Consider the following 23397-nt stretch of genomic DNA (forward strand, 5'->3'; position numbering starts at 1 on the left):
CTAATAAAATTGGAAAGCAGCTGAGAGTGTGTGATTAAATGCGCTGCTTTCTTTTTAAAAGGCTAGACGGTAGATATTAAATAAAGTCTAAAAAAAGCTTTACAAATTAATGAGATTTAATAGAATCTTAGTCTCTAACTTGGGGCTATAGCTCAGCTGGGAGAGCGCTTGCATGGCATGCAAGAGGTCGGCGGTTCGATCCCGCCTAGCTCCACCAAGTCATACCCGTCTGTGTGTCTCACTTTCATTTTTAAACAGTGTGTTAATACATCAAAGGCAATGCCATGAGTGATGAAAAACAAAATGTGTTCAATGCAGTTCCTTCAGATCTCACAGACGAGTTTTTTGAAGTGATAGCTGGCAATGGTGATGTGAAAATCGAGCGCATTATTTCAAAAGGGCACTCGTCGCCGGAAACAGGATGGTATGATCAAGAGCAGCATGAATGGGTAATGGTAGTGCAAGGTGGAGGTGAGCTGACGTTTGAAGATGGCCGGGTTATCAAATTGGGTGCTGGAGAGCACGTCAATATTCCTGCGCATTGTAAACATAAAGTCAGCTGGACAAGGCCTGATACAGAAACCATTTGGCTAGCTGTTTTTTATTCCTAACCATTTACTTAAAATGGACTCTAACTTGGTCATTTCGACCGGTTTAGCAATAAAATCATCCATGCCAGCGCTGTAGTAGGTGGCAATATCTTCTAAAAAAACATTCGCAGTAATGGCTATAATGATCATTTGGCTGTATTTCGGGTGCGCTCTAAGTTGCTTAGTTGCTTCAATACCATCCATTTTTGGCATATGTACATCCATGAGAATGAGATCGAAATAATCTTGATTTACTTTTTCTAAAGCTTGCTCTCCATCTTTGGCAACGTCAACACGTAGACCGAGTTTTTCTAGCATAGCGCTGATCACAACCTGATTAATGGCATTGTCTTCTGCAAGCAAAATATGCCCACTTAATCGTGTGCATTGATCCTGTTCAGAGCGAGACTGTTCAATTAAGCAACACGGCGAATAAGGCCAAGTAAAAGTAAATGTGGCCCCCTCATTTGGCGCGGACTCACAGAAGATTATTCCGCCTGCAAGGCTGACTAGTTGTTTGCAAATACTGAGTCCAAGCCCCGTTCCCCCGAAACGTTTGGTGGTGCTGTCATCTTCCTGGCAAAAAGGGTCAAAAATTTTATCTTTCTGATCTGATTTGATGCCTATTCCGCTGTCTTTGATTGTGAACAGTAACTGCTGGTTATCTTTTGGGTTGAGCTGAATGAATACAGAAATTTCCCCTTGCGCTGTAAATTTATAGGCATTATTTAGCAGGTTCAGCAGGACTTGTTGCAATCTATGTTGATCGCTGGCAATTTCAAGCGGCGTATTTGGCGCGATGGTGTAAGTGATGTAAATTGGTTTAGAGTGCGACCTTGTTTGAGTTAATTGGATTAAATGCTCGATTGTGCCTTTTAGTTCAAAAGGCTCTGCATATAAACTGATCTGCCCTTGCTCTAGTTTTGAGATATCTAAGATATCATTAATTAGAGTTAATAAATTACTGCCTGATACATTGGCCAGTTTCAACAGCTGCTTTTGATCTTCACTGAAGTTTGATTCTTGTTCAAGTAGTTGGATGGTACCCAAAATGCCATTCATTGGCGTTCTAATTTCATGGCTCATATTCGCTAAAAAACGGCTTTTGGCAGAGACTGCAAGTTCAGCAGCGTGCATGGCTTGTTCCAGCGCTTGGGTGCGTTTTTCTACTCGCTTTTCTAAATCACTTTCTCTTGCATAAATGGTATCTCGCATTGACTCGAACGTCCGGCTTAATTCGGCAATTTCATCGTCACCCTTAATTTTTAGGTGGACATCATATTGGCCCTTTGCCAATGAGTTGGCTGCATAAGTCAGTTTAGAGATGGGACTATAGAGCCGATAGGCGATCCACCAGGCAACCAGCATACTGAGTAACGTTGCCAAGGTGAGCGTGATGAGTAGTTTTTCTTTGAGAATTTCAACAGAAGCAAAGACAACCTGCTCGGGTAAGACAACTGCGAGGCTATAACTTGCAGAAGGTATTGGGGCATAAAAGACAAAAGCTTGGGTATGCTTATCGAGCATGAATTGCCCGTGTCCCTCAAACCCTGCAATCATTTTTAATCCTATCGCTTGTAAAGTCGAATCACGCTCTTTGGTTATACGGGTAATGGTACTGGTTTTTTCTCCAATATCATTGAGTATGTATTTGCCGTCAATATTCTTGTGTTGAATCGTTTTGTTTTTGTCCCAATGATACATGTACACGCCTGTACTTGAGACCAGCATAAATTTGGTCTGTTCACCAAACTGCTTTAGTACATGATCATTGACACTCGCTATTAGTCGATCTATTTCTTGCCATGCAATACTGCCACCTAATAGGCCTGCCACTTGACCGCTGGTACTTATGATAGAAGCCGCCACGACAATCTGTTTCACGCCTGTTGTGTAAGAGATCATGGGCTCAGAAACATAGATTTGATCGCGATGGTCGATATTGTTACTGATAGTGTGTTGCCAGTAATCACGCTTTATGATGGTCTTGGGCTTTGAATGAGGATCTGAATCATCAAAAGTCCGTCGCATATCTTGGTAGGGATTGCCTCCTTCTGTGTTGTGAAAACTACCATCCACTCGCCCTAAAATGAACTTTTCGTATACGTTGTGATGTGAGTTCTTTTCAGCTCGGAGTATGGGCTTTATCTGCTCGAAGTTCATCGAGCGTAAAGTTGGCTGGCGGGCCAAAGTTGCTATTTCTGATTTTCGCTGCGAGAAATATGCATTAAAAATGGCGGCTGCGTTTAAAACTTCAGATTGTGCAGCTCTAATACTCATTTCTCGTGCCTGTTGTGCGCTATGGATCATGGCTATCAAAAAAATGATCAACATAGGCATCAGCGCTGTGATGGCTAATACGAGAGGAAGTCTGGTTTTTAGCTGCATAGGTACTGCTTGACGATTTATTTAACTTTAATTTTAGTCAATAATTGAGTTGAACGGAGTAAAACTCTATATGCGGATAGTTAACCCAATAAAATCTATAAATATCATTGGTTTAATTTTTTGTGGCTGTTGTTGTTTTAATATTTATTATTCTATATCAATAAAAATTATGTAATACGGTGGTACTGTAGTGTGGAAAAGCTAAAAGATGTCATAAAAATTAAGAACGACAGTACCTCTCATTTAGCAAAACTCATTGTATGAAAATGAAATAGTCATAATTGTGCTGTATTTTTAATAGGTAAGGTCATACGGTTAATTCGGGAGGTAAATAATGAATCCAATACACAGTTTTGTCCAAGGTTATAGCTATTGAATAGGGTAATTCTATTGTTATCTAAGTAGTAAAAAGCGCGCTGGTTAAAACGAATAGATATTTTCTGTGCGAGTCGAAGGGAAATATTTATAGAAATACTAAGCTCGCGGTAAGACATGCTATGATCACCACCAAATACATAGTTTATTGGAACACATAGACGCGATAGAGAAGCTATATTTTTGTGTTGAAAGCGCTTATTTTCTCTTTTAGTTAAAATATTACCATGTGAGTTCCAAAGACTAATAATTGCACCATGCTTATAATGGTTGGTAGGAGAAAAGGGGTAAAAATAGACAGCTTTATATAAATTCCATAAAGAGATTGGGATAGGGCTTGTTATTAAATTTTTCTCTACATGATTCATTGCTAATACTTCGATATTATAGTGTCATTTTTTAATTGTTATTAACTCGTAAAAGGTGGAACTTTTACACCAATCAATAAACGACTAGGATTAAATCAGATTAATCCAAAAGTATGGGTGCATACTGTCATTAAATGATTAGATTGTTTTAATTTATCTAATTTTCTCTTGTACACTTCACGGTCCTTTCACAACGCATACTCTATTGTAACACTCTCAACCAAAAGGAGAGACGTTATGAAAAAAATTGCGTTATGTGCCAGTTTATCACTTTGCAGCACGTTGGCATTTGCAAAAACACAAAGCAATGTTTTGATTGTACTGAGTAGTTACGGTGAACTTAATCAGCAGCAAAAGCTTGTTAAGCCGGGTTATGAATTTGGAGAATTAACGAAGGCATATTATGTATTTAAGCGCCATGGTATTGAAGTCACATTGGCCTCACCTCTAGGCGGAAAACCTGTTGCAGACGAGTTTGATAACTCTGCACTTTATAATAAAAGGTTTTTAAATGATGAAGCAGCTGTCTCAGCGCTTGAACATACCTATAAACTCGACGAAATAGATATTGATAAATACGATGGTGTTTTTGTGGTGGGTGGTAAAGGTCCAATGTTCGACTTATATCAGAGCAAACCATTGAAGAGAATTATTTCAAAATCATATGAAAATCATGGTGTTATTGGTGCTGTGTGTCATGGTCCGGCGGCATTAGTCGATGTTAAATTGAGTGATGGTCGGTACTTGGTTGAAGGCAAGCGTGTTAATGGTTTTACTAATGCAGAAGAGCATGCATTTGGCTCAAAGTGGCTTAAAGATTTTCCATTTTTACTGCAAGATAAGTTAACTGAGCGAGGCGCTAAATTCGAACAAGACTCTGTGATGCTGAACCATGTAACGATAGATGGCAGGGTGATCACCGGACAAAACCCATTTTCGACAGTAGATACAGCACGAGCCATGGTTGCTGCGATGAATGTTGAATTACTGGCTGAGCAGCCATATCAAGATGATGCGACTGTGAAACTGTATGAATTATTTTTGCGAGATGAAGAAGCGGCCATTGAAAAACTAGAGCAAACTCCACAAAACTATGATTTAAAAATGCTTGCAATGATTGCCGTGGTCCAGATTAATAATGCAACCAGTGAGTTTCAAGTCAGCGTTAGTGCGAAGTTACTAGAGTATATTTCGTCCAAATTTTCTCATCCAATGATCGCAATGACTTTGGCAAAAGCATTTGTTCGATTAAATCAATCTAAAAAAGCATTAGATGTGCTGAAAGTGAGCGAAAAAAAGTTCCCTGACGATCAAAAAATCAAAGCTTTTATTGCAACTCTTTGAGTAAAAATTAAGGCCTAAAATTTGGCCTTTTTTCTAAAAATTAAGAAAAAAATCTTACATCATGAAATTTCCTAATATGACTAAAAAAAGCCTAAATAATCGACTGTCATCATTACTGGAATAAACTGCAATTTTATAAAATAAAGCGTATGTTTTTTATGCTTATATGTGTTTTTTTTGTATAAAACTTGTGTATTCAAGGTTGATCGGGAAGGGTTTTTGTTTCTTTTATGGACAATTGAGTAATATGTTTCCATTAACAAAAGTCATGTGAAAATATGACTTAATTCATTCCAATATACTTATTTGAACGATAAAATAAAGGTGCTTTTAAAGTCATATATAAAGGAAGTATATTGTTGATCATGAATTTAAGTGATAAAGAAAATACTGACTTTACCTTTGCGGTATTTGGTCATTATGCACTGAATAAAAGGAAACGTTCGTTAACATTTTGCGGTGAGAGGGTGAAAGTTGAGCCACTTATCTACGACTTGTTAGTTTACTTTATTCAGCACAGAGATCGCGTTATTAGCCGCGATGAGTTGTGTCGAGAAATTTGGCAACAAGAGTATGTTGACAACAATGCGATAAATCGTGCTGTGTCAGAACTTCGTCGTAGCATTTCAAAACACAATCTTGAAGGTGAAGTAATCAGAACTCATTATAAAAAAGGGTATAGTTTTAATTTAAACGTTAAACTTGACCCACGTCCCAGCCTATTTCAGTGGTTGTCACGACTGTTTAATCAGTCCCCAATGAGAAAAGGAAAGTTAACGTAAACAAGCACATAAAAACATTGAACATAAGCAAATTTCGCTTAATTATAATAATAAGTATAAAAATATTCATATTTCGTGCTTAAATTTGTGAGTAAGTGTTCCTTACTCAACTGCAGAGGCTTTGATAGTATAAGCCACTCGAAAACCATGCTTGGTAAACCCTGTTTTACCAAGCGTTTTGTTATTTCACATCCATTTCACAACGCACCGTGATAAGCTGTTCGCTATCATATATTTCAACGGTATCAGCATGGAAAGAAGCCCTTCCTCAGACAGAGCCCAGATGCAATTTAAAGTTTTGGTAGTTGAAGACAATCTTGAGATCAGCCGCAATATAGCTGAGTATTTAGAGCCATTGGGCCTGATTTTGGATTTTGCGTATGATGGTCACCAGGGCGCACAGCTTGCCATGGAAAACTACTATGATTGTATTATTTTAGACATTATGTTGCCACAAATGGATGGCTTGGCTGTTTGTGAACTGTTGCGTAGCAAAGCGAACAGACATATTCCCATTATTATGCTGACAGCACGTGATGCACTAAATGATAAGTTAGCCGGATTTAATATCGGCGCAGATGACTATTTGACTAAACCATTTGCGTTAGAAGAGTTGTATGTGAGATGTTTGGCGCTGGCTAAGCGTCATTTACTTAACTGCGAAAAAACGCTTCAGATTGGTGATGTGAGCTTAAATGCGCAAACACAGGAAGTTAAACGTGCGGGACAAGTGATTGTTTTGCAGCCTATTCCACTGAAAATATTGCAACTACTAATGGAACACCACCCTAGACCTCTCAGTCGAAGTGAATTATGTGACAAAATTTGGGGAGATGATCCAACGGACTCTGATGCGCTTCGTTCCCATATTTATCAGCTTAGAAAAGCCATAGATAAACCATTTGATTCAGCAATTATTAAAACAATTCACAGTGTAGGTTTGGCATTGGATACAGTTTAAGTTATGAAAGCACGTCAATTACGCACTAGGATCATCGCCTACTTCGTCGGTATTTCTTTGTTCATAAGTACTTTGTTTGGGTTTGTGTGCTTTTTATTTGCATACACCATAGAAGACCATTTGTTCAATGTGATACTCCAAGACGAAGCCACTTATATTTCAAAGCAGCTTAGTCTGGGAAATATGCCTCAAACGAGGTTAGAGTTTGTCCAATATCTGCAAAGCAAAGAGCAGCTTCCTGAGTTTATAAAGAGTACGCTGGTCGAAGAGCCAAAGGCTAAGGAGTTTTCATCTCAAGGAGATAAGCACTACCACCTTATGTGGTTGGATCAAGGCCTACTGTTGGCTGAGGTGAGTGAACAGTTGGTGGTTAGAAAAATTAAGCTTGGTATGTTTAATTTTATGCTTGTAGCACTGTGCATAGTGTTAGTCGTGGCTATTTTATTGGCATACCTATCGTTAGCCATGGCTAAAAAACTACTGAAGCCGCTAGATAAGTTAGTCGATATTGTGGCACAAGCGCCAGTAGAAAAATTACCTCAAAACTTTTCAGATCAATTTATCAATGATGAGATAGGCGGATTTGCACGGACTTTAGAACAGGCACTCGGTCGTATTCGTCAATTTATAGATAGAGAACAGGCTTTTACGCGAGACGCATCGCATGAACTGCGTACGCCTATTGCAGTAACTCAAGGCGCGTTAACACTGCTTAAACAAGAAGCGCTGAGTGACAAGCAACGAGCATTGGTAGAACGTGCAATGGCAGCGCAACAGCAAATGACCCAAAGTGTGGAAATATTATTGGCACTTGCAAGGGAAGAGACAATTAACCAAACAGCAGTGAAATTACTTCCCTTAGTTGAAAACAGTGTACTGCAACAAGCGCATAAAATTGCGAATAAAGATATTTCGGTAAAGATCGATGTACCAAGTGGCGTAACCATTGCGCTCGGTGAGAGTGCTTTAAGCTTGATTTTGAGTAATCTGATCGGAAATGCATTTTCACATGTAAACAAAGGGGCCGTCACAGTGCGGTTTTCACAAAATATGTTGAGTATTATAGATACAGGGGAAGGGATCCCGAAAGATATTCAAGCACGCATTTTTGAGTCTGGTGTAAAAAGTAACAATAGTTCGGGACTCGGAATGGGCCTGTCAATTGTACATCGATTATGTCAAAGACTGGACATTGATCTTACATTTGAAAGTAATGAACAAGGGACTGCTTTTCATTTGGCGTGTAAGTAAAACGACTCACAGAAAAAAGGGTTTGATAGAATGTTGCTAGTGAGTGGGGGTATCTAAAAATAGTTTAGATACCCCCAATTTTTTACCACACACGTGTTAGTTTACAGCCAAAGGTTTATTTGATTTTCCATAAAGTCGCGGATGATCGGCTGTGCTTTTTCATTTGGGTGTAAGTTATCATTTTGCATCAGTGTTTTGTCTACAGCGACTGGCACCATAAAATAATCCATCAAATGAGCACCAGTCTCTTTGGCGACTTTCTGGTAGTTATCAGTAAACATTTTCGTGTATCTTGGTCCTAGATTGGGCGGGATTTGAATCTCCATAAGTGCAACTTTTGCGCCGCTGGTTTGGCTCTTTGTTACCAGCTGAGTTAAGTGTTTGCGAATGAGTTTGATCGGAAAACCACGAATACCGTCATTGCCACCCAGCTCAATCAGTACATGACTAGGCTGGTGAGCTTTTAATTGTGCGTCTATGTTCAGCAGTGCGTTGTCTGTGGTTTGACCTGATACGCTCATATTGATCAATAAGATCGATTTTTTCTGTTCAACGTACTTATTTTGTAACAAATTAACCCAATCTTGGTCTTGTTTAAGTCCGTAACCCGCACTTAAGCTATCACCTATGATCATAATTTTAGTTTCGTTTGCGAATGCGCCAAAAGGCTGATTAAGGCAGGCGAGGAACAGCATAAGTTTTAGGAAAATTCGAATCATGTCAGTACTTTCTCAGTTAAATGTTATTCAGGTCAAAGGACTTAACAAAACAGTCAGTACCTTTGAAGGTGACTTAGATATCCTTAGCGATATCAATTTCACTGTCAAGTCGGGAGAGTCTGTTGCAATAGTGGGTACATCTGGTTCCGGAAAATCTACGTTGTTGAGCTTGCTTGCAGGTTTAGATACGGGCTCTGCCGGAGAGGTGTTTCTTGATGGGGCTGCATTACACAATTTAGATGAAGAAGAAAGAGCCCGTTTAAGGGCTGATAAGGTGGGCTTTGTGTTCCAATCATTTATGTTGGTACAAAGCCTGACAGCGCTTGAAAATGTGATGTTGCCTGCTGAGCTGGCTGGCGACAGCGGTGCTAAGCAACAAGCAAGTGAACTACTTGAAAAGGTCGGTCTTTCGCATCGCGTCAGTCATTATCCTTCGCAATTGTCTGGTGGTGAGCAGCAGCGTGTAGCGATTGCACGTGCCTTTATTGGCTCACCTAAAATTCTTTTTGCGGACGAGCCCTCAGCTAACTTAGACAGTAAAAATGGCCATTTAATCGAAAAGTTGTTATTTGATTTAAACAAGCAAAATGGGACCACATTGATACTGGTGACGCACGATGAATCATTGGCACAGCAATGCGACCGGATTATTCATATTGAAGGCGGGCAATTAGAAAAAATCCGCGATGGTGAGGGAGCAACAGTTAATGTGGTTTAAGTTAGCACTTACTTTATTTTGGCGCGAGTTACGCCGAGGTGAATTAACAATCATCTTTGCCGCAATCGCGCTTGCTGTACTGACGGTATTCAGTTTGTCATCAGTGACCGAGCGAATTCGCCTTAATATCGAGCAAAAATCGGCAGATTTTATAGCAGCAGACAGACGATTGGCGAGCAATCATCCGCTAAATGATGAATTTATTACAGAGGCAGAAAATCAGGGGTTAGAGACAGCAAAGCAAATGTTTTTTGATTCGATGCTGTTTGCGAATGATGAACTGGTACTCGGCTCAATCAAAGCGGTATCACAAGGTTATCCACTCAGAGGTGTTGTGACGCTTAAAGATGATTTCGAACAAGCTGATTACGATATACGAGGTGTTCCTGAACGGGGTGAGGTGTGGCTCAGTGAAGGAATGTTTTATAGTTTAGGGTTGGCAGTTGGTGACGAAGTTGAAATTGGTGCTGGCATTTTTAAGGCCAGCAAAATTTTAGTCAATGAGCCAGATGCACCGTTTTTCTCCTTAGCAGGTAATAAGCGTGTGCTGCTCAATTACGATGATATGGAGGCAACGAAAGCTGTTCAGCCTGGTAGCCGAGTGTTTTATCGTATGTTGTTTGCAGGCGATGAAGCGACCTTAACCAATTATTATGGTTGGCTAAAACCGCAAATGCGGGACAATCAGAGGTGGCAGGGGATCAAAGATCGACAATCACCACTTGGTGAGAACTTGGAACGTTCGGAGAGATTTCTCTTACTCGCAGGTCTATTTGGGATTATGCTGGCGGCAGTTGCCATGGCGGTGTCTGCGAAGCGTTATTGTGAGCGCCAGTATGACCCCGTTGCGATGATGAAAACACTGGGAGGCAGTCGCGCGATTATCCGCAATATCTTCTTGTTACACCTGTCGATGGTGACTTTATTTTCTGTCGCAATTGGGCTGGTGATTGGTTACTTACTACAAGCGATCGCAACCGATTATTTGGCCAACTTTATGGATACACAGCTACCTTTAGCGGGTGCTAAGCCATGGTTTTTGGCTATCACTATTGGCGCTGTCTGTGCGTTGATGTTTTCATTGAAACCGTTGCTTGACCTATTTGATATTCCTCCTTTGCGCGTATTGCGTCGCAATGTAGGTGATAAGTTGGCTGTGAGCCGTATTCATATGGCACTGTCAGTAAGTACTATTTTTGCACTTATGTGGTTTTTTAGTGGTGAATTGAAAACGACATTATTGCTATTTGGTGGTACAGCCATCCTGATGTTAGTGCTATTTGGTGTGTCTAGGTTGCTGTTCAGTGCTGGGAGAAAGCTGGGGTTAAGCCCTGGTAGTAGTTGGTCTCTAGCCATTGCAACATTGCAAAAACGTGCAAATGCGAATGCGGTTCAGTTGATAAGTTTTGCACTGGCTATCAAGTTGATGTTGTTCTTGTTTGTGTTAAAAAATGACCTGATCTCTGATTGGCAAATGCAAGTCCCAGAGGATGCACCAAATGCGTTTCTAATCAATATCAGTGAGTCCGAAGTGGAAAAAATTGAGTCGTTTTTTGCACAAAATAATATTTCTCATGCTGATTTTTTCCCTGTTTTTCGTGGTCGAGCAAATGCCTTAAATGGTGAAAAGTTTGCTCGCAGTGCATCAAAACAAGAAGGGGAAGAGCAAGATGAAGATGCTGCACGCGGAGCGGGTCGCGAGCTCAACCTCACTTGGATGACGACGCTGCCAGAAGGAAACGAAGTCGTAGAAGGCACATGGTTTAATCAAAATAGTACAGAACTTGAAGTGTCGATCTCAAGAGGGATGGCTGAGGGGATGGGAATTGAAGTCGGTGATACTCTTAGCTTTTTAGTGAATGAGCGTAACTTTGATGCCAAGGTAACCAGTTTACGTAGTGTGGATTGGGGCTCATTGAAACCGAATTTCGTGATGATATTTAACCCCATGGTTGCCGGACAGTTCCCTGTTACCTACTTCACCGCGGCACAGTTTGCAGAGGGCGATGAAAGAACGGTGAGTAAGCTGTTAAGAGCGCACCCGACAATGAGCATGATCGATATTAAAAGTCGATTAGAGCAAGCCCAATCCATGATTGCGCAAGTCTCATTGGCGATTAGTTTTGTATTGGCCATTGTTTTGACCAGTGGCGCTTTGGTATTGATTTCTCAGGTGCAAGCAAGTTTGGCTGAGCGTATGCAAGAAATTGTGATTTTGCGTACCTTAGGCGCCAGAGGTCGGCTTATAAAGTTAGCTACCCTGTATGAGTTTTTACTGCTTGGTGCATTGGCAGGGTTTGTTGCTGCGTTAGTCAGTGATGTTACTTTACTGATCATTCAACGAGAGCTGTTTGAAGTGGAAGGCAAGTTACATCCCTACATTTGGCTATTAGGCCCAACGAGCGGAGCACTGTTTGTGGCACTAATAGGGTACTTCATGGTGGCCAGCACCATGCGACAAAATACTCAAGGCTTACTGAGAAAGCTGGCATAAATACAACCAAACAGAGGTAACGTTGTTACCTCTTTTTGTTTCAAATATAGCTTATAAAATCCCCAGTTCGCTGAGTGTTGCTTTTGCCTTATCAACGCGTACTTTAACCATGTCTTTAAATGTCGGTGCATACATATTAAAAGCAAAATAATGTGTCCCTTGCGCGTTTTCAACTTTACCTACATACCATCCTACATAAGTTTTTTTGGCGATGGGGCCGGTACCTGTTTTTGCGAATAAGGTGTAGTCTTGGGTGGTTTTTTGCAAAAATATGTCATCAAATGTTTGGTAAGTATGGGCACTTAGTCCCAAGGCCTTCTGATCTAAACGGCGCAGAAAATTTACTTGTTCAAATGCTGAAATTTGCATACTTGAATTGAGCCAAAAGCTATCCAGTGGCCCTGTAATGTCTTGATTTCCATAATTAAACTGAGACAAAAACGCCTTGATTTCTGGTTTGTTGAGTGTCTTGGTCCAAGTTTGATACAGTGGCAAGACCGAGTAACTGAATGCATCACGTAGCTTGATGTCTTCTTTTTGCCATGTGGAAGGCCACCATTTCTTGGGTGGATACTCGTTAGTATTTACTTGATAAGTTGTTTTGGCATTGATTTTATTTTTCTCAAGTAAAATGAGCGTATTGGGAATTTTATAGGTTGAAAATGGACTAAATGACCGCTCGGCGCGAGGTTTATTGATAACTTGCCATTTATCAGAGTGCTCGCTGTACACCACCATAGTACAGGGTTCCCCTTTACGACATCCCTCTTCAGAGTATGCTGCGTGAGAAGTTGAAAGCGCCAATCCAAAAACGAGTAGCGAAGACCACTTAAATTGCATAATTTTCCTTGGTTTTATGATTATCAGCTGCGAAATTTACAAGGGGAATACTTACTTTTACCTGAACCGCTCGAGTGAGTAGTAGATGTTAGACCAATTTAAAATTGGTCTAACCGAGCGCTATAGTAGGGCTTTATGTTGAATACGAGAACGAAACTGGCTTGGTGTACACGCTTTAATAGCAAGAAAGCGGCGGTTAAAGTTTGATAAATTATTGAAGCCGCATTGGTCGCTTATTACGGTGATAGGTGCTTTGGAGTTAATGAGCAATTTACAAGCTTTAGCAATTCTAAGTTGATTAATAAATTCAGTCACTGTTTTTTCTGTGCGTTTTTTAAAAAAGCGATGAAAGTGATTAGTGCTCATGTGCGCTTGCTCCGCCAGAAGATCTGCGTTTAATTGTTCAGTATAGTTTTCATAAATAAAGTTGATCACTCTATCGAATTTATCTTTAGCTGGATCCTGTTGATTAGCATAGTTAAACTCCATACTCGATAAGGTATCGTAGTCACTAGTCGCCATTAGATTGAGCATGTTAAATAATAAAACATAGCGTTCAAGTGGGTTTGCTTCAGCCATTTTGATAAATAGTTGCTCGGATGTTTTAGCTAAGCTCTTACTGAATTTTAATCCACATTTGGCTTTGTGAAGCAGTGTGTGCAGGCTTTCAAATTCTCTGTTTAATCTGAGCTGCTGTTCTAACCAAAGAGCAGGAATTTGCGCTACATACACTTTTTGCATACTACCATCGATGTTTGGCTTGGATTGCCATGTATGTGGGAGTTCGGGTCCAAGTAAGACTAAGTCATAGTCTGAGAAAGGGGCAATGTAATCACCAATATGGCATACACCTTTACTGTTTAGGGTAAGACAAATCTCATACTCTGGGTGATAATGCCAATTAAATGGAATTTCATTTAATTGATATAAACAATATCGCCAAGAGCAATTGGTTGAGGGAATGATTTTTTCGCACATCGCTCTCATAATATTATCCTTAATTTTTATCCTTGGTTGTTATTAAAATATTTTCTTGAGCACATGTTTTTAGAGAATGCTCCAACGTTAAAGTTGGCAATTCTTATTTTCTTTTACATATAATTAAATAATTTATCACCTTTCGAGTATGTGGTGATACATTTCAAATCAATCATGATACTAATCTAGCCACTTTATTTTTAACTAAAAAAGTACGCAAACTCAGCAGATATAACGTTAAAAAGTGATGATTCTGCGATGACAGCGCTGTTTATTGATAGTTTTGTACCTGTATGGGATAGAAAATGCAAACATCTTGACGCCCGTACTGCTCAAATAGGTAATGAATTAAATTAGAGTTGTTAATTTAAAGTAGCATTATAGCTAAGTGATTTTTTCAGTAGCTCTGCATTATCGAGTGACTAGGTTAATGTACTTACTTGGTGTGAAGTATTGAGTTTTCTCTAATTTTCTTTTGTAAAAACAGATAAAAAATAGATCAGAGAGAATCATGATGAAACAAAATTTATCTTCATTTAAATTGTCGCAGGTGTCTTTTGCCGTTTTAGTCAGTATTTTACCACTAGGTGCTATCGCAGCAGATGCAGGTGTACAAGCGGAGCAAGTTGAAGTGATCGAAGTGCGTGGTATTCGAGCTTCAACGGAAAAAAGTTTAAATACGAAACGTTTTGCAGATGGGGTGGTCGATTCCATTACTGCTGAAGACATTGGTAAGCTGCCGGACGTGACCATTGCTGATTCATTGCAGCGTGTGCCAGGTATACAGATCCGTCGCAGTGCAGGTGAGGGCTCCACGATTAATGTACGTGGTATGCCTCAGGTGACAACATTACTTAATGGTGAGCAGTTTCTAAGTGCTGGGTCAATCACAGAAGTACAGCCTGATTTCACCGATATTCCTTCAAGTTTGGTTGGTGCGATGAATGTAATGAAATCACCAACTGCAGATACGCTAGCGGGCGGTATCTCCGGTACGGTGGATTTGATCACCCGTAAGCCATTTGATTTGGAAGACGGGTTCAGTGGTGCGGCGCTACTTGAAGCCTCTACGGGTTCATACTCTGAAGAAACGGATCCTAAATTTATGGTGTCGGGCGGTTACAATGGCGACCGGTTTGCCGTGTTAGCGACCGTTTCATATGATGAAGCAAACCTTGCCAATTATCGTTTTGGTGCCCTAAATGACAAATGGGGTTACGCGCCATTTGAGAATCATGAAAAAGTAAAATGTTGGTACTGTCCGAAGACAGATATGAATGGGGATGGGGACTCGGATGATGCCGAATTTACGTATGTAAACTACGGTATTATGAACCGCTTTACTGAGCGGGAGCGTTTAGGTGCTACGGTCAGCTTCCAAGCGCAATTAAGTGATAATTGGACATTAAGCAGTGATGTATTTTACACCGATATGGACGATGCAGATCGTCAAAAAGGGATCACCGCAGATAACGCATGGAATGGTCATTGGGATTGGCAAGAACAACACGATCCAATCAACCGAGGTCAATTAGATAATGGCCATAATTTGTATACTGCGCAAGATATTACGCTCCATGCCCCCCGTGTTGTATCGCACTCTGAAAGTCACACAAATAAACGCGAATCGACCAACTTTAATTTTGAACTAGAGTACAAAGGAGACGGCGACTTTTCGGGTAAAGTACGTTTTATAACCGCAGAGGCATCGCGCAGCCACACAGAAAATGTTGCACAAGGTTATTTAACCAATGGACTTGCTCATGGTTTGAGGCGAAATGATGGTACCGGTGCAATTGCGGTAAACCCGGGCGGATATGGCCCAGAACCTGTCCCAATGCGTCTAAATTATACTGGAAAACATCCAACGCTACGTGGTCCAGAGCAACTGCAAGGTGAGGCATTTGGGTCAAATATCGACCGTTATGCGATTGTGTCAACATACTCTGAAAATAACTATGATGAAGATGCGAATTTAGATATTTTACGTTTTGATGGTGAATACTTGTTTGATTTTGGCCATTTAGAAAAAATGTCATTTGGTGTTCGTACAAGTCAGCGTGATGTGACTCGCGAGCAATATGTATTATTGGCACCATTCTCTAATCCAGCTGGTGAAGGGAGTGTCAATGTTATGTGGAAAGACCAAGGGTTGGCAGCATTTGACACTGATGGCAATGGTGAGATTAATACGGAAAAAGGGGATATCACGATAAGTGCAGATAATCCTCTAAACTTTAGTGGTTTACCAAGTGGTTGGGTATCAAAGAGCGGTGACTTTGGCCCTATATCTATGAATGAGTATTACTTTATTGATCCTCGCCAGCTTGATGATCATTTCGGGTTTCAAAATGCGTTATACGCGGGCAATATCAAAGGCGGTGTACCAGGTAGTTCATATACTGTTGAGGAAATGACTCAATCAATTTATTGGAGTGCTGATCTTTCCAATGATTTCTATCGCGCTAACGTGGGCTTTCAATACATAAAAACTGAGCTGGATATACTCCAAAACGTGGTGGGTGAATCTATTTGTTCAAACTGCCCAGGGTCGGTAGCTACGGATGGTGGTGATATTGTTACAGATCGCTCGTTCAACGACTTTTTACCTGCTGTGAATGTCGCATTCAACCTCAGAGACGATCTGATTTTGCGTACTTCATGGGGTAAGACCATGACGCGTTTGGATCTTGAGGCAATCGCTGGGGGATTGAGTATTAGCCGTGCTCGAGCAGGGGACGATATCGCAGCTGAAGAAGGCGTTAGTCCAGACTTATTGATTGCTACAGATGCACAGATGCAGGGTAATCCAGACCTTGACCCTTGGCGTGCAGACAATACTGATGTGACATTAGAATGGTATTTTTCTTCAAGCGGTTTAATGAGTGTTGCCTTGTTCAAGATTGATTTAGAGTCGTTTATTGAATCAGCGCAATGGCAAATACCTGCTGAAGATGGCGATGGTGTGACTCGTCGTAACGTCAATGTAAATGGCCAAGTTAATGGAACTGGTGGCACGATGGAAGGTGCTGAGTTTAGCTATCAACAAGCTTTTGATTTCTTACCTGGGTTTTGGAGTGGGTTTGGTGCAGCGTTTAATTATACTTACTCAGAAAGTGAAAGTGGTAAGACAGGATTTGGCGGAGAGGCATTACCGTTAGAAGATAACTCCAAAGAGTCGGGCAATGCTGTTTTATGGTATGAGCAAGATGGTTTGCAATTTAGGTTAGCGGCGAATTACCGCTCCAAACGATTACATACAGTATCGACACCAGGTGGTATGGGTAACGTGGGAATTTGGACCGAGCCGACAACATATATTGATATGTCGGCAAGTTATGATATTAGTGATTCTCTGACAGTTTACATGTCTGGCAGTAACTTAACGGAAGAATATGAATCACAGTATGCGCAGTGGAAAGATAACCGTATCGCCCAGAACATTTATGAACGTCGCTTTACATTAGGTGTTCGTGGACGCTGGTAAGGACGTATTTCCTTTAATCATTATATTCTGAAAGGCCTAGCGGCCTTTCTTTTTTTGTTGTCGGCTCACACCCTGCCATATTACTTTTCATTATACATGTTTCGTACTTTTGTTTTTTACCTATATTAAAAACAGCCTGTATTTCCACTCGAATAAACTAACTTTTTAATTGGTTTTTATGAAAATTTTAATTTTACTGGTTTAATTAAATTGTTTTGTTAGGCAGTACTTGATCTCTTTAAATTAATATTTGATTGTATAGCAAGTCATTGATGACAAGCGTATCCATATATATTAAGAAGTATCAGTATTGATTGAGTTTTATTCATAATATGGTGGGTGTAAATAAATTATTTTACTGCTTGGCTTTCTGGAGTAGGATTTATCTATTGTATTTTTGAAAGTGAGTAGTTGAGAAATAAGTATTAAATTAAATGATTAATTAAGGAAGGATATGAATTTAAGTAAAAGTGCACAACGAGTTCAAGATGCAATTATTGCTGCAGGATGTAAATTTTCAGTTGTTGAATTACCAGGCAGTACAAGAACGGCAGATGAATCGGCGATCACTATTGGCTGTGAATTGGGCCAAATTGTCAAATCACTTATCTTCAAAGGTAAAGAGAGTGGCAAACCTATTTTGGTGTTAGTGAGTGGAAAAAATCGCGTAAAAGAAAAACGAATTGCTCAGTGTCTAGGTGAAAAGTTAAGTAAAGCTGATGCTGACTTCACGCGAGCTGTAACAGGCTTTGCTATCGGAGGTATTCCACCATTGGGTCATTTGGAGCCGCCTATCACTTTCATAGATGAGGATTTGTTAGAGTATGAGACTGTTTGGGCAGCAGCTGGCACGCCTCATGCCGTATTTTCTCTTCCGCCGTATAAGCTACTTGAATTAACAAGTGGGCAAGTCATTACAGTCAAATAGTATCTATTCAGGTGATGCCGATTTAACGTTTGTTTTGTGTAATTAGTCATCAGTCTACTATTTATGCCCCAATTTGGGGCTTTAAGTTTCATAATATAAATAACATGTTTTTAGAAACATAAATATTAAGTAGTTATTTTTATAGAGACATAAAATTAAATTTTATCAAGTCTAAATCCCGCATAGCGCTACACCATTGGTGACGTCCACTGAGTTATATTTTTAGCCGCTATACTTAAGGTCATAAACAAATTATTTTTAAATTTAAATCAGTTACGTTTTGTTCCTCAGTTAGATAAAACGACATCCTAAATGGGGATTTGTTTGAATAATTTATATTGCCGTTTTATGTGAGCTTGAATTGTATTGATAAAGGTTTGAAAAGTGTCGCAATATTCGTTTATTTGACGGCAAACTAGCCTTATTTGACGAGTTAAGGTGATGGTGGATTCCCCTTGGATCATTTGTCTGCCAACAAAAGGATCCTATTTTTGCCATCACCTTTTTATTAAATAAGGTACTAGTAATGAATAAGAATTTGCCAGCGATCTTCGTGATTCTCGCGACGTTCTTTATGATCTCCTTTATCACCAATATTCTTGGTCCCATCTTTCCTGAATTGATTAAAAGTTTTGCTATCGGTATGACCTTGGCCGGCTTTTTTCCATTTGCTTTTTTTGCTGCTTATGGCGTGATGTCTATTCCTGCTGGTCTGCTTGCCCAGCGAATAGGTGAGAAATTTGTCATGCTATTGGCCTTTTGCATTGCTATGGTCGGTGCGCTGTTGTTTGCTTATTGGCCAACATTTGAGCTTGCTATGATTGCATTGTTTTTAGTGGGCAGTGCGATGGCATTTTTGCAGGTGGCCATTAACCCGATGTTACGTCGAGCTGGTGGCAGTGAGCATTTTGCTGTTTTATCCGTGGTGGCGCAATTGCTGTTTGGTGCGGGTGCGACGTTATCTCCGATTGTTTATGTTAATTTGGCTGAGTTGTCTCAACAGCCAGATAGCTTTTTGATTAGTTTAGTGCCACAACACATGAGTTGGCTGAGTATGTATTGGTTGTTTGCTGCACTTTGCTTTGTGATGTTTATCTGGGGCGCAGTGACTAGATTTGAATCACGTGGTCATTCTGATGATTATGCGAAAACATACTCACTGGCTGAAAGTATGGCACTGTTTAAAAATAAAGTGGTGGTCAAGTATTTCTTTGCCATTGCAGCGTATGTGGCATTAGAGCAAGGGGTTGCCAATTCTATTTCGATTTTTATGTTGCAAGTTCATGATATGGACACTCAACAAGTTGGAGCCAGTGTTGTAAGCGAGTTTTGGTTAATGTTGACCGTAGGGTGCGTGGTCGGCTTAGCCATGATGAAGTTATTCGATGTACGCAAAGTTTTGGCATGGTTTTGTATTGGAGCGGGCGTTAGCCTCGCCATTGCAATATTTGGCTCCGCAACTATGGCACTTTGGGCATTCCCCGCCGCGGGCTTCTTTTTATCAATTATGTGGTCAGCAATATTTTCATTGGCATTGAACTCATTTTCTGATGGCCACAGTGCGATTGCAGGGATTTTATGCACGGGTATTGTGGGAGGCGCTGTGATCTCTCCACTCATTGGATTGTTAGTACAAACTTCGGGTTCACTACAACTCGCACTATTAGTGCTCTTCTTGCCTTTGGGCTATATGTTACGTGTGGCTAATTCATCTAACCCCCTCGTAAACAATCATACATTACGTTTTTTTGAGAAAAAATCAGCAGAGCAGGAAGCATAAGCATGTCAGGGATGGTTGTATGTATAGATTTAGGTGGTACTAAAGCCTTGTGTGGTATTGCAAAACAAGGATATATCGCGAACGTTAAACGCTACCCAGTACCTGCTTCTAGCACTAAGCAAGAAGTAACGGATTACGTTATAGAGCTGGTTAGAAAAACCATCACGACAGAGTGCATAGGCATTGCAATTGGGATCCCTGGGGTGGTGAATAGTGCCACTGGTGAAGTATTTGAAGTGACCAATATTCCTGCGTGGCGCGATGTACCGTTATCAAAAATATTATGTGAGCGTTTCAATGTGCCCGTGTTGGTACATAACGATGTGAATTGTTTTACGTATGGCGAGTATCGTTATGGTGAGCATGGTGGGAATTTGACACCATGTAAAAATATATTAGGGGTATGTCTAGGAACTGGGCTTGGTGCTGGCGTCGTTATTGACAAGCAGTTGTATACAGGTCGATATGGGCTAGCTGGTGAATTTGGCAGTGCACCTTATTTAGGTAAGACCATTGAAGATTACTGCAGCGGTCAGTTTTTCAAACAACGGGGCACTGATGGAGAGTTAGAGTATCTTTCTGCAAAAGCTGGCAATGTTCAGTCATTGAAGCTGTTTGAACAATTGGGTACGCATTTGGGTATAGCCTTTGCGCATATGCAATTGGCATACGATCCTGATGTCATTGTAATGGGAGGCTCCGTTACACAGGCGTTTGATTTGTTTGGTGAACGTATGTTTGCATCATTTACACAGTACGAGCAATGTAAACAGCTGAATATAAGAGTGAGCCAGCTTCCTCATGCGGCATTATTAGGGGCATTTGCTTTGTTCGAACAAAAATACAAGGTGGTGTCTCCTGAATTAGATTGCATTTGACTATGAAATAGAAAAAGGTATGGCAAACCTATAGGGTGTGCCATACCAAATTCAAAGGAAGGGTAATTTAGTCTACCGAGGTGATAACAGTATCAATTAAATGTACGACCCCATTGGCGGTATAAATGTCTTTTTGTATCACGTTGCTGCCCTCAACTTGCAGCCCAGAAGTTGGTAACATGACGTGAGACCAGTTAGCTATACTGCTACCCATCATGTCGCCAGCTGCAGTGTCGGCAGCATATAAGTACAATGGGCGGCCTAAATAAGCCACTTGCATCGAGTTGTCTTGTCGAGCGACTAGCGACAGGCCAGGTATATTTGTGATTTGTGCTTCTGTGGCAATCACGGGAGGCCATGCAGTTGCGCAGGCATCGTTACACTGGCTCTGCGCGAAGGTTAGGTCATTATCAAATGTATAAAGTGTGAATCCAGCTTTTTCGCTGCCATTACCAGCGACCAAAATCTGCTTACTCTGGTCATAACCGACAGCATCCGTTTGGGTGTTGGTTGTCCCTGCAAAATCGACGACTCTGATATCAAGCATGTTTGACGCAAGGGTGTCTACTTTCTTACCATTTAACTTTAATGCGGTCAGAGCCGAAGCTTCAAGTCCAAGCACGTGTTGAGTGAGTACCTGAGTTAGTCCTGTATTATCAGCGAGTAAGGCATTAAGCGTATCAGCGGGTATTTTTTGGAAAGCTCGATTTGTCGGTGCGAACACTGTAAATGTAGCTTCTTTATTTGAAAGTGTTTCTACTAAATTAGCCGTGGTTAGCGCAGTAACTAAGGTTGATAAGTCGTCATTGTCAGCGGCTACTTCAGCAATGGTTTTCTCTGATTCGACTTTGTCCGCCGGCGGCATAATGACCTTATCAAGTACATGAATAACGCCATTATCTGCTTGCACGTTGGCAGTTCTGATAACAGCATCATCAATAAAGAGTTTACTGTCGACTGTACTTAGCGCTGCCATATCGCTATTCGCCATTGTGACCATATTTGATTCTGAAGATGCGATAGCAGATGCGGCATCAGACATGACGCTTTGTCCTAATACCACGTGGTATAGCAATATATCTTTTAAAAGCTCCGTATTTGCTCCAAGCGCATCTAGCGTCTCTTGACCCAGTGCCGAAAATGCAGCATCAGTTGGTGCAAAAACTGTGAATTTGACAGTCGGATCTGACAGGACTTGATCTAACTCTGTTGCGCCGAGCAAGTTTACCAGCGTATTGAATGAACCCGCCGCAGTTGCCACTTCAGGGATCAGACCTAGTGAATCCGGCACCGTGACATCCCCAACAACGACCGCATCGAGTACATGTATGACACCGTTGGAAGCAGCGATGTCGGTTTGAGTGACTGTGACGCCTGCAAATTTTAGCATATTCGACGCTGTATCAATCGTGACGGTTTGCTGGTTATTAAGCAGAGTTGTCGCACTTTTTCCATTCAAAGACATTGCTGTAATGGCATCAACATTGCCAGTGACGATGTGTTGTTTAAGGATATCTCCTAACACTTCTGGATTGGCGAGTAATGTATTGATGGTTTTTGTGCCCAGCGCAGCAAAGGCAGCGTCTGTTGGTGCAAACACGGTAAGCGGGTCCGACCCTGTCAGTGCGCTAGTGAGTCCAGCTGTTTCAACGGCTGTTAGCAATGTTGTAAAATTACCAGCTGCGGTAGCAACTTCTGCAATATTTTGGGTCGATGTCGCATCTGTCGGCGGAGTTAATACTGCGTCGATGACGTGTATGATGCCATTGTCAGTTTTTATGTCTGTTTGTGTAACGGTGGCTGTGTTTATCAGTAAGTTATCGCCAGAAAGTGAAAGGGCTATTTTAGCACCATTAACAGTTGCTGTTGTTTGGCCCGCTAAAGAAATGGCTGTTTCAGCGTTTACTTCAGCGTTGAGCACGTGGTACGTCAGAATTTTAGTTAAAGTATCAGTGTCGGCAAGCAAACCGTTAATTGTGTCTGTTCCTAATATCTCAAATGCGGCATCAGTTGGTGCAAACACTGTAAATTTGTTGTTTGTATCATCTAGTGTTGCGTTTAAACCAGTTGCGTCAAGCGCAGCAACCAACGTGGTAAAAGAACCCGCGGCTTTAGCTGCGTCATACACTGACGTTTCAGGTTGATGTTGTTCTGGTGTCGTTACTGGGTCATCATCATCTGAGCAAGCAGACAACAGGCCTATGGCGGCAACAAGTGCCAATTTTGTAAGTACTTTCACAATCATCTCCATTGGAGTGGCTAATTTTCCAGCAATACGCACTTAAGTCGCAAGCAGATCAAGAAAAGTTTCGTGTTGTTCAACTATTTGCGATTTTGATGGTTTAAATATCGAGTGGAGTAATTGACGTGTTCCCTCGCTAAGTTAATGCTTTTGCTATTTAAATTTTCAATGTTTTATGAGGAAAATATAAAATAATTTTCAGACAAAAAAATATATGTTTTTTTTAAATAGAATCGATTTAGATGATGAAATGCACCTTGCTGTTGTAAACAAT

The 23397-nt window shown here is 40.8% G+C and carries 17 protein-coding genes and 1 tRNA gene; 12 read left to right on the forward strand and 6 right to left on the reverse strand.

Annotated features, from left to right (window positions below):
• The first annotated feature begins 141 nt into the window (after positions 1-141).
• A tRNA-Ala gene (locus S4054249_RS23925) sits at positions 142-217 on the forward strand.
• 67 nt (positions 218-284) lie between these two features.
• Positions 285-611, forward strand: a complete 327-nt coding sequence (locus S4054249_RS23930) for a cupin domain-containing protein (RefSeq protein WP_046357703.1) — start codon at positions 285-287, stop codon at positions 609-611.
• Here the strand turns inward: S4054249_RS23930 and S4054249_RS23935 are convergent.
• Positions 591-2978, reverse strand: a complete 2388-nt coding sequence (locus S4054249_RS23935) for a hybrid sensor histidine kinase/response regulator (RefSeq protein ID WP_052961106.1) — start codon at positions 2976-2978, stop codon at positions 591-593. The two genes, S4054249_RS23930 and S4054249_RS23935, sit on opposite strands and share 21 nt — an antisense overlap.
• Positions 2979-3253: 275 nt before the next feature.
• Complete coding sequence (locus S4054249_RS23940; protein WP_046357704.1) at positions 3254-3721, reverse strand: DUF3293 domain-containing protein; 468 nt, start codon at positions 3719-3721, stop codon at positions 3254-3256.
• Positions 3722-3958: 237 nt separating this feature from the next.
• On the opposite strand from S4054249_RS23940, the gene S4054249_RS23945 reads away from it, so the two are divergent.
• From S4054249_RS23945 to S4054249_RS23960, 4 genes are all read left to right on the forward strand, one after another.
• Positions 3959-5065, forward strand: a complete 1107-nt coding sequence (locus S4054249_RS23945; RefSeq protein ID WP_046357705.1) for a type 1 glutamine amidotransferase domain-containing protein — start codon at positions 3959-3961, stop codon at positions 5063-5065.
• A 365-nt stretch (positions 5066-5430) separates the two neighbouring features.
• On the forward strand, positions 5431-5847 hold the full coding sequence (locus S4054249_RS23950) for a winged helix-turn-helix domain-containing protein (protein WP_046357706.1): 417 nt from the start codon (positions 5431-5433) through the stop codon (positions 5845-5847).
• Positions 5848-6130: 283 nt separating this feature from the next.
• Complete coding sequence (locus tag S4054249_RS23955; RefSeq protein WP_046357707.1) at positions 6131-6808, forward strand: response regulator transcription factor; 678 nt, start codon at positions 6131-6133, stop codon at positions 6806-6808.
• Positions 6809-6811: 3 nt separating this feature from the next.
• Positions 6812-8059: a sensor histidine kinase gene (locus tag S4054249_RS23960; RefSeq protein WP_046357708.1), complete on the forward strand. Its 1248-nt coding sequence runs from the start codon at positions 6812-6814 to the stop codon at positions 8057-8059.
• 101 nt (positions 8060-8160) lie between these two features.
• On the opposite strand, the gene S4054249_RS23965 is transcribed toward S4054249_RS23960, so the two are convergent.
• Entirely contained in the window at positions 8161-8778 is a 618-nt protein-coding gene (locus tag S4054249_RS23965; RefSeq protein ID WP_046357709.1) for an arylesterase, read from the reverse strand.
• Here S4054249_RS23965 and S4054249_RS23970 point away from each other — a divergent pair.
• Positions 8777-9496, forward strand: a complete 720-nt coding sequence (locus tag S4054249_RS23970; protein ID WP_046357710.1) for an ABC transporter ATP-binding protein — start codon at positions 8777-8779, stop codon at positions 9494-9496. The genes S4054249_RS23965 and S4054249_RS23970 overlap by 2 nt on opposite strands.
• Entirely contained in the window at positions 9486-11990 is a 2505-nt protein-coding gene (locus S4054249_RS23975) for an ABC transporter permease (protein ID WP_046357711.1), read from the forward strand. Before S4054249_RS23970 ends, S4054249_RS23975 begins: the two co-directional genes overlap by 11 nt.
• 51 nt (positions 11991-12041) lie before the next feature.
• Here the strand turns inward: S4054249_RS23975 and S4054249_RS23980 are convergent, their stop codons facing one another.
• Both S4054249_RS23980 and S4054249_RS23985 read right to left on the reverse strand, forming a co-directional pair.
• The gene (locus S4054249_RS23980; RefSeq protein ID WP_046357712.1) at positions 12042-12830 is read right to left on the reverse strand and encodes a penicillin-binding transpeptidase domain-containing protein; all 789 of its coding nucleotides are present in this window, start codon (positions 12828-12830) and stop codon (positions 12042-12044) included.
• 120 nt (positions 12831-12950) lie between these two features.
• A complete protein-coding gene (locus S4054249_RS23985) occupies positions 12951-13817 on the reverse strand; it encodes an AraC family transcriptional regulator (protein WP_046357713.1) in 867 nt (288 codons plus the stop codon).
• A 502-nt stretch (positions 13818-14319) separates the two neighbouring features.
• Between S4054249_RS23985 and S4054249_RS23990 the strand changes: the two genes are divergently transcribed.
• The 4 genes from S4054249_RS23990 (at position 14320) to S4054249_RS24005 (ending at position 20881) form a co-directional block, all read left to right on the forward strand.
• The gene (locus S4054249_RS23990) at positions 14320-17295 is read left to right on the forward strand and encodes a TonB-dependent receptor (protein ID WP_230851945.1); all 2976 of its coding nucleotides are present in this window, start codon (positions 14320-14322) and stop codon (positions 17293-17295) included.
• A 454-nt stretch (positions 17296-17749) separates the two neighbouring features.
• Complete coding sequence (locus S4054249_RS23995) at positions 17750-18223, forward strand: YbaK/EbsC family protein (protein WP_046357714.1); 474 nt, start codon at positions 17750-17752, stop codon at positions 18221-18223.
• A 526-nt stretch (positions 18224-18749) separates the two neighbouring features.
• Positions 18750-20003 carry an MFS transporter gene (locus S4054249_RS24000; protein WP_046357715.1) on the forward strand — a complete coding sequence of 418 codons (1254 nt, stop codon included), beginning with the start codon at positions 18750-18752 and terminating at the stop codon, positions 20001-20003.
• A 2-nt stretch (positions 20004-20005) separates the two neighbouring features.
• Positions 20006-20881 carry an ROK family protein gene (locus S4054249_RS24005; protein ID WP_052961107.1) on the forward strand — a complete coding sequence of 292 codons (876 nt, stop codon included), beginning with the start codon at positions 20006-20008 and terminating at the stop codon, positions 20879-20881.
• 67 nt (positions 20882-20948) lie between these two features.
• On the opposite strand, the gene S4054249_RS24010 is transcribed toward S4054249_RS24005, so the two are convergent.
• Entirely contained in the window at positions 20949-23126 is a 2178-nt protein-coding gene (locus tag S4054249_RS24010) for a fasciclin domain-containing protein (RefSeq protein WP_046357716.1), read from the reverse strand.
• Positions 23127-23397: the final 271 nt, after the last annotated feature.

It is taken from the genome of Pseudoalteromonas luteoviolacea, assembly GCF_001750165.1.
Lineage (GTDB): Bacteria > Pseudomonadota > Gammaproteobacteria > Enterobacterales > Alteromonadaceae > Pseudoalteromonas > Pseudoalteromonas luteoviolacea_G.

Bases quoted from the DNA above. Each gene is read 5' to 3' on its own strand.
- S4054249_RS23930 (WP_046357703.1), top strand. From the start codon at position 285: ATGAGTGATGAAAAACAAAATGTGTTCAATGCAGTTCCTTCAGATCTC.
- S4054249_RS23935 (WP_052961106.1), bottom strand. From the start codon at position 2,978: ATGCAGCTAAAAACCAGACTTCCTCTCGTATTAGCCATCACAGCGCTG.
- S4054249_RS23940 (WP_046357704.1), bottom strand. From the start codon at position 3,721: ATGAATCATGTAGAGAAAAATTTAATAACAAGCCCTATCCCAATCTCT.
- S4054249_RS23945 (WP_046357705.1), top strand. From the start codon at position 3,959: ATGAAAAAAATTGCGTTATGTGCCAGTTTATCACTTTGCAGCACGTTG.
- S4054249_RS23950 (WP_046357706.1), top strand. From the start codon at position 5,431: ATGAATTTAAGTGATAAAGAAAATACTGACTTTACCTTTGCGGTATTT.
- S4054249_RS23955 (WP_046357707.1), top strand. From the start codon at position 6,131: ATGCAATTTAAAGTTTTGGTAGTTGAAGACAATCTTGAGATCAGCCGC.
- S4054249_RS23960 (WP_046357708.1), top strand. From the start codon at position 6,812: ATGAAAGCACGTCAATTACGCACTAGGATCATCGCCTACTTCGTCGGT.
- S4054249_RS23970 (WP_046357710.1), top strand. From the start codon at position 8,777: ATGTCAGTACTTTCTCAGTTAAATGTTATTCAGGTCAAAGGACTTAAC.
- S4054249_RS23965 (WP_046357709.1), bottom strand. From the start codon at position 8,778: ATGATTCGAATTTTCCTAAAACTTATGCTGTTCCTCGCCTGCCTTAAT.
- S4054249_RS23975 (WP_046357711.1), top strand. From the start codon at position 9,486: ATGTGGTTTAAGTTAGCACTTACTTTATTTTGGCGCGAGTTACGCCGA.
- S4054249_RS23980 (WP_046357712.1), bottom strand. From the start codon at position 12,830: ATGCAATTTAAGTGGTCTTCGCTACTCGTTTTTGGATTGGCGCTTTCA.
- S4054249_RS23985 (WP_046357713.1), bottom strand. From the start codon at position 13,817: ATGAGAGCGATGTGCGAAAAAATCATTCCCTCAACCAATTGCTCTTGG.
- S4054249_RS23990 (WP_230851945.1), top strand. From the start codon at position 14,320: ATGATGAAACAAAATTTATCTTCATTTAAATTGTCGCAGGTGTCTTTT.
- S4054249_RS23995 (WP_046357714.1), top strand. From the start codon at position 17,750: ATGAATTTAAGTAAAAGTGCACAACGAGTTCAAGATGCAATTATTGCT.
- S4054249_RS24000 (WP_046357715.1), top strand. From the start codon at position 18,750: ATGAATAAGAATTTGCCAGCGATCTTCGTGATTCTCGCGACGTTCTTT.
- S4054249_RS24005 (WP_052961107.1), top strand. From the start codon at position 20,006: ATGTCAGGGATGGTTGTATGTATAGATTTAGGTGGTACTAAAGCCTTG.
- S4054249_RS24010 (WP_046357716.1), bottom strand. From the start codon at position 23,126: ATGATTGTGAAAGTACTTACAAAATTGGCACTTGTTGCCGCCATAGGC.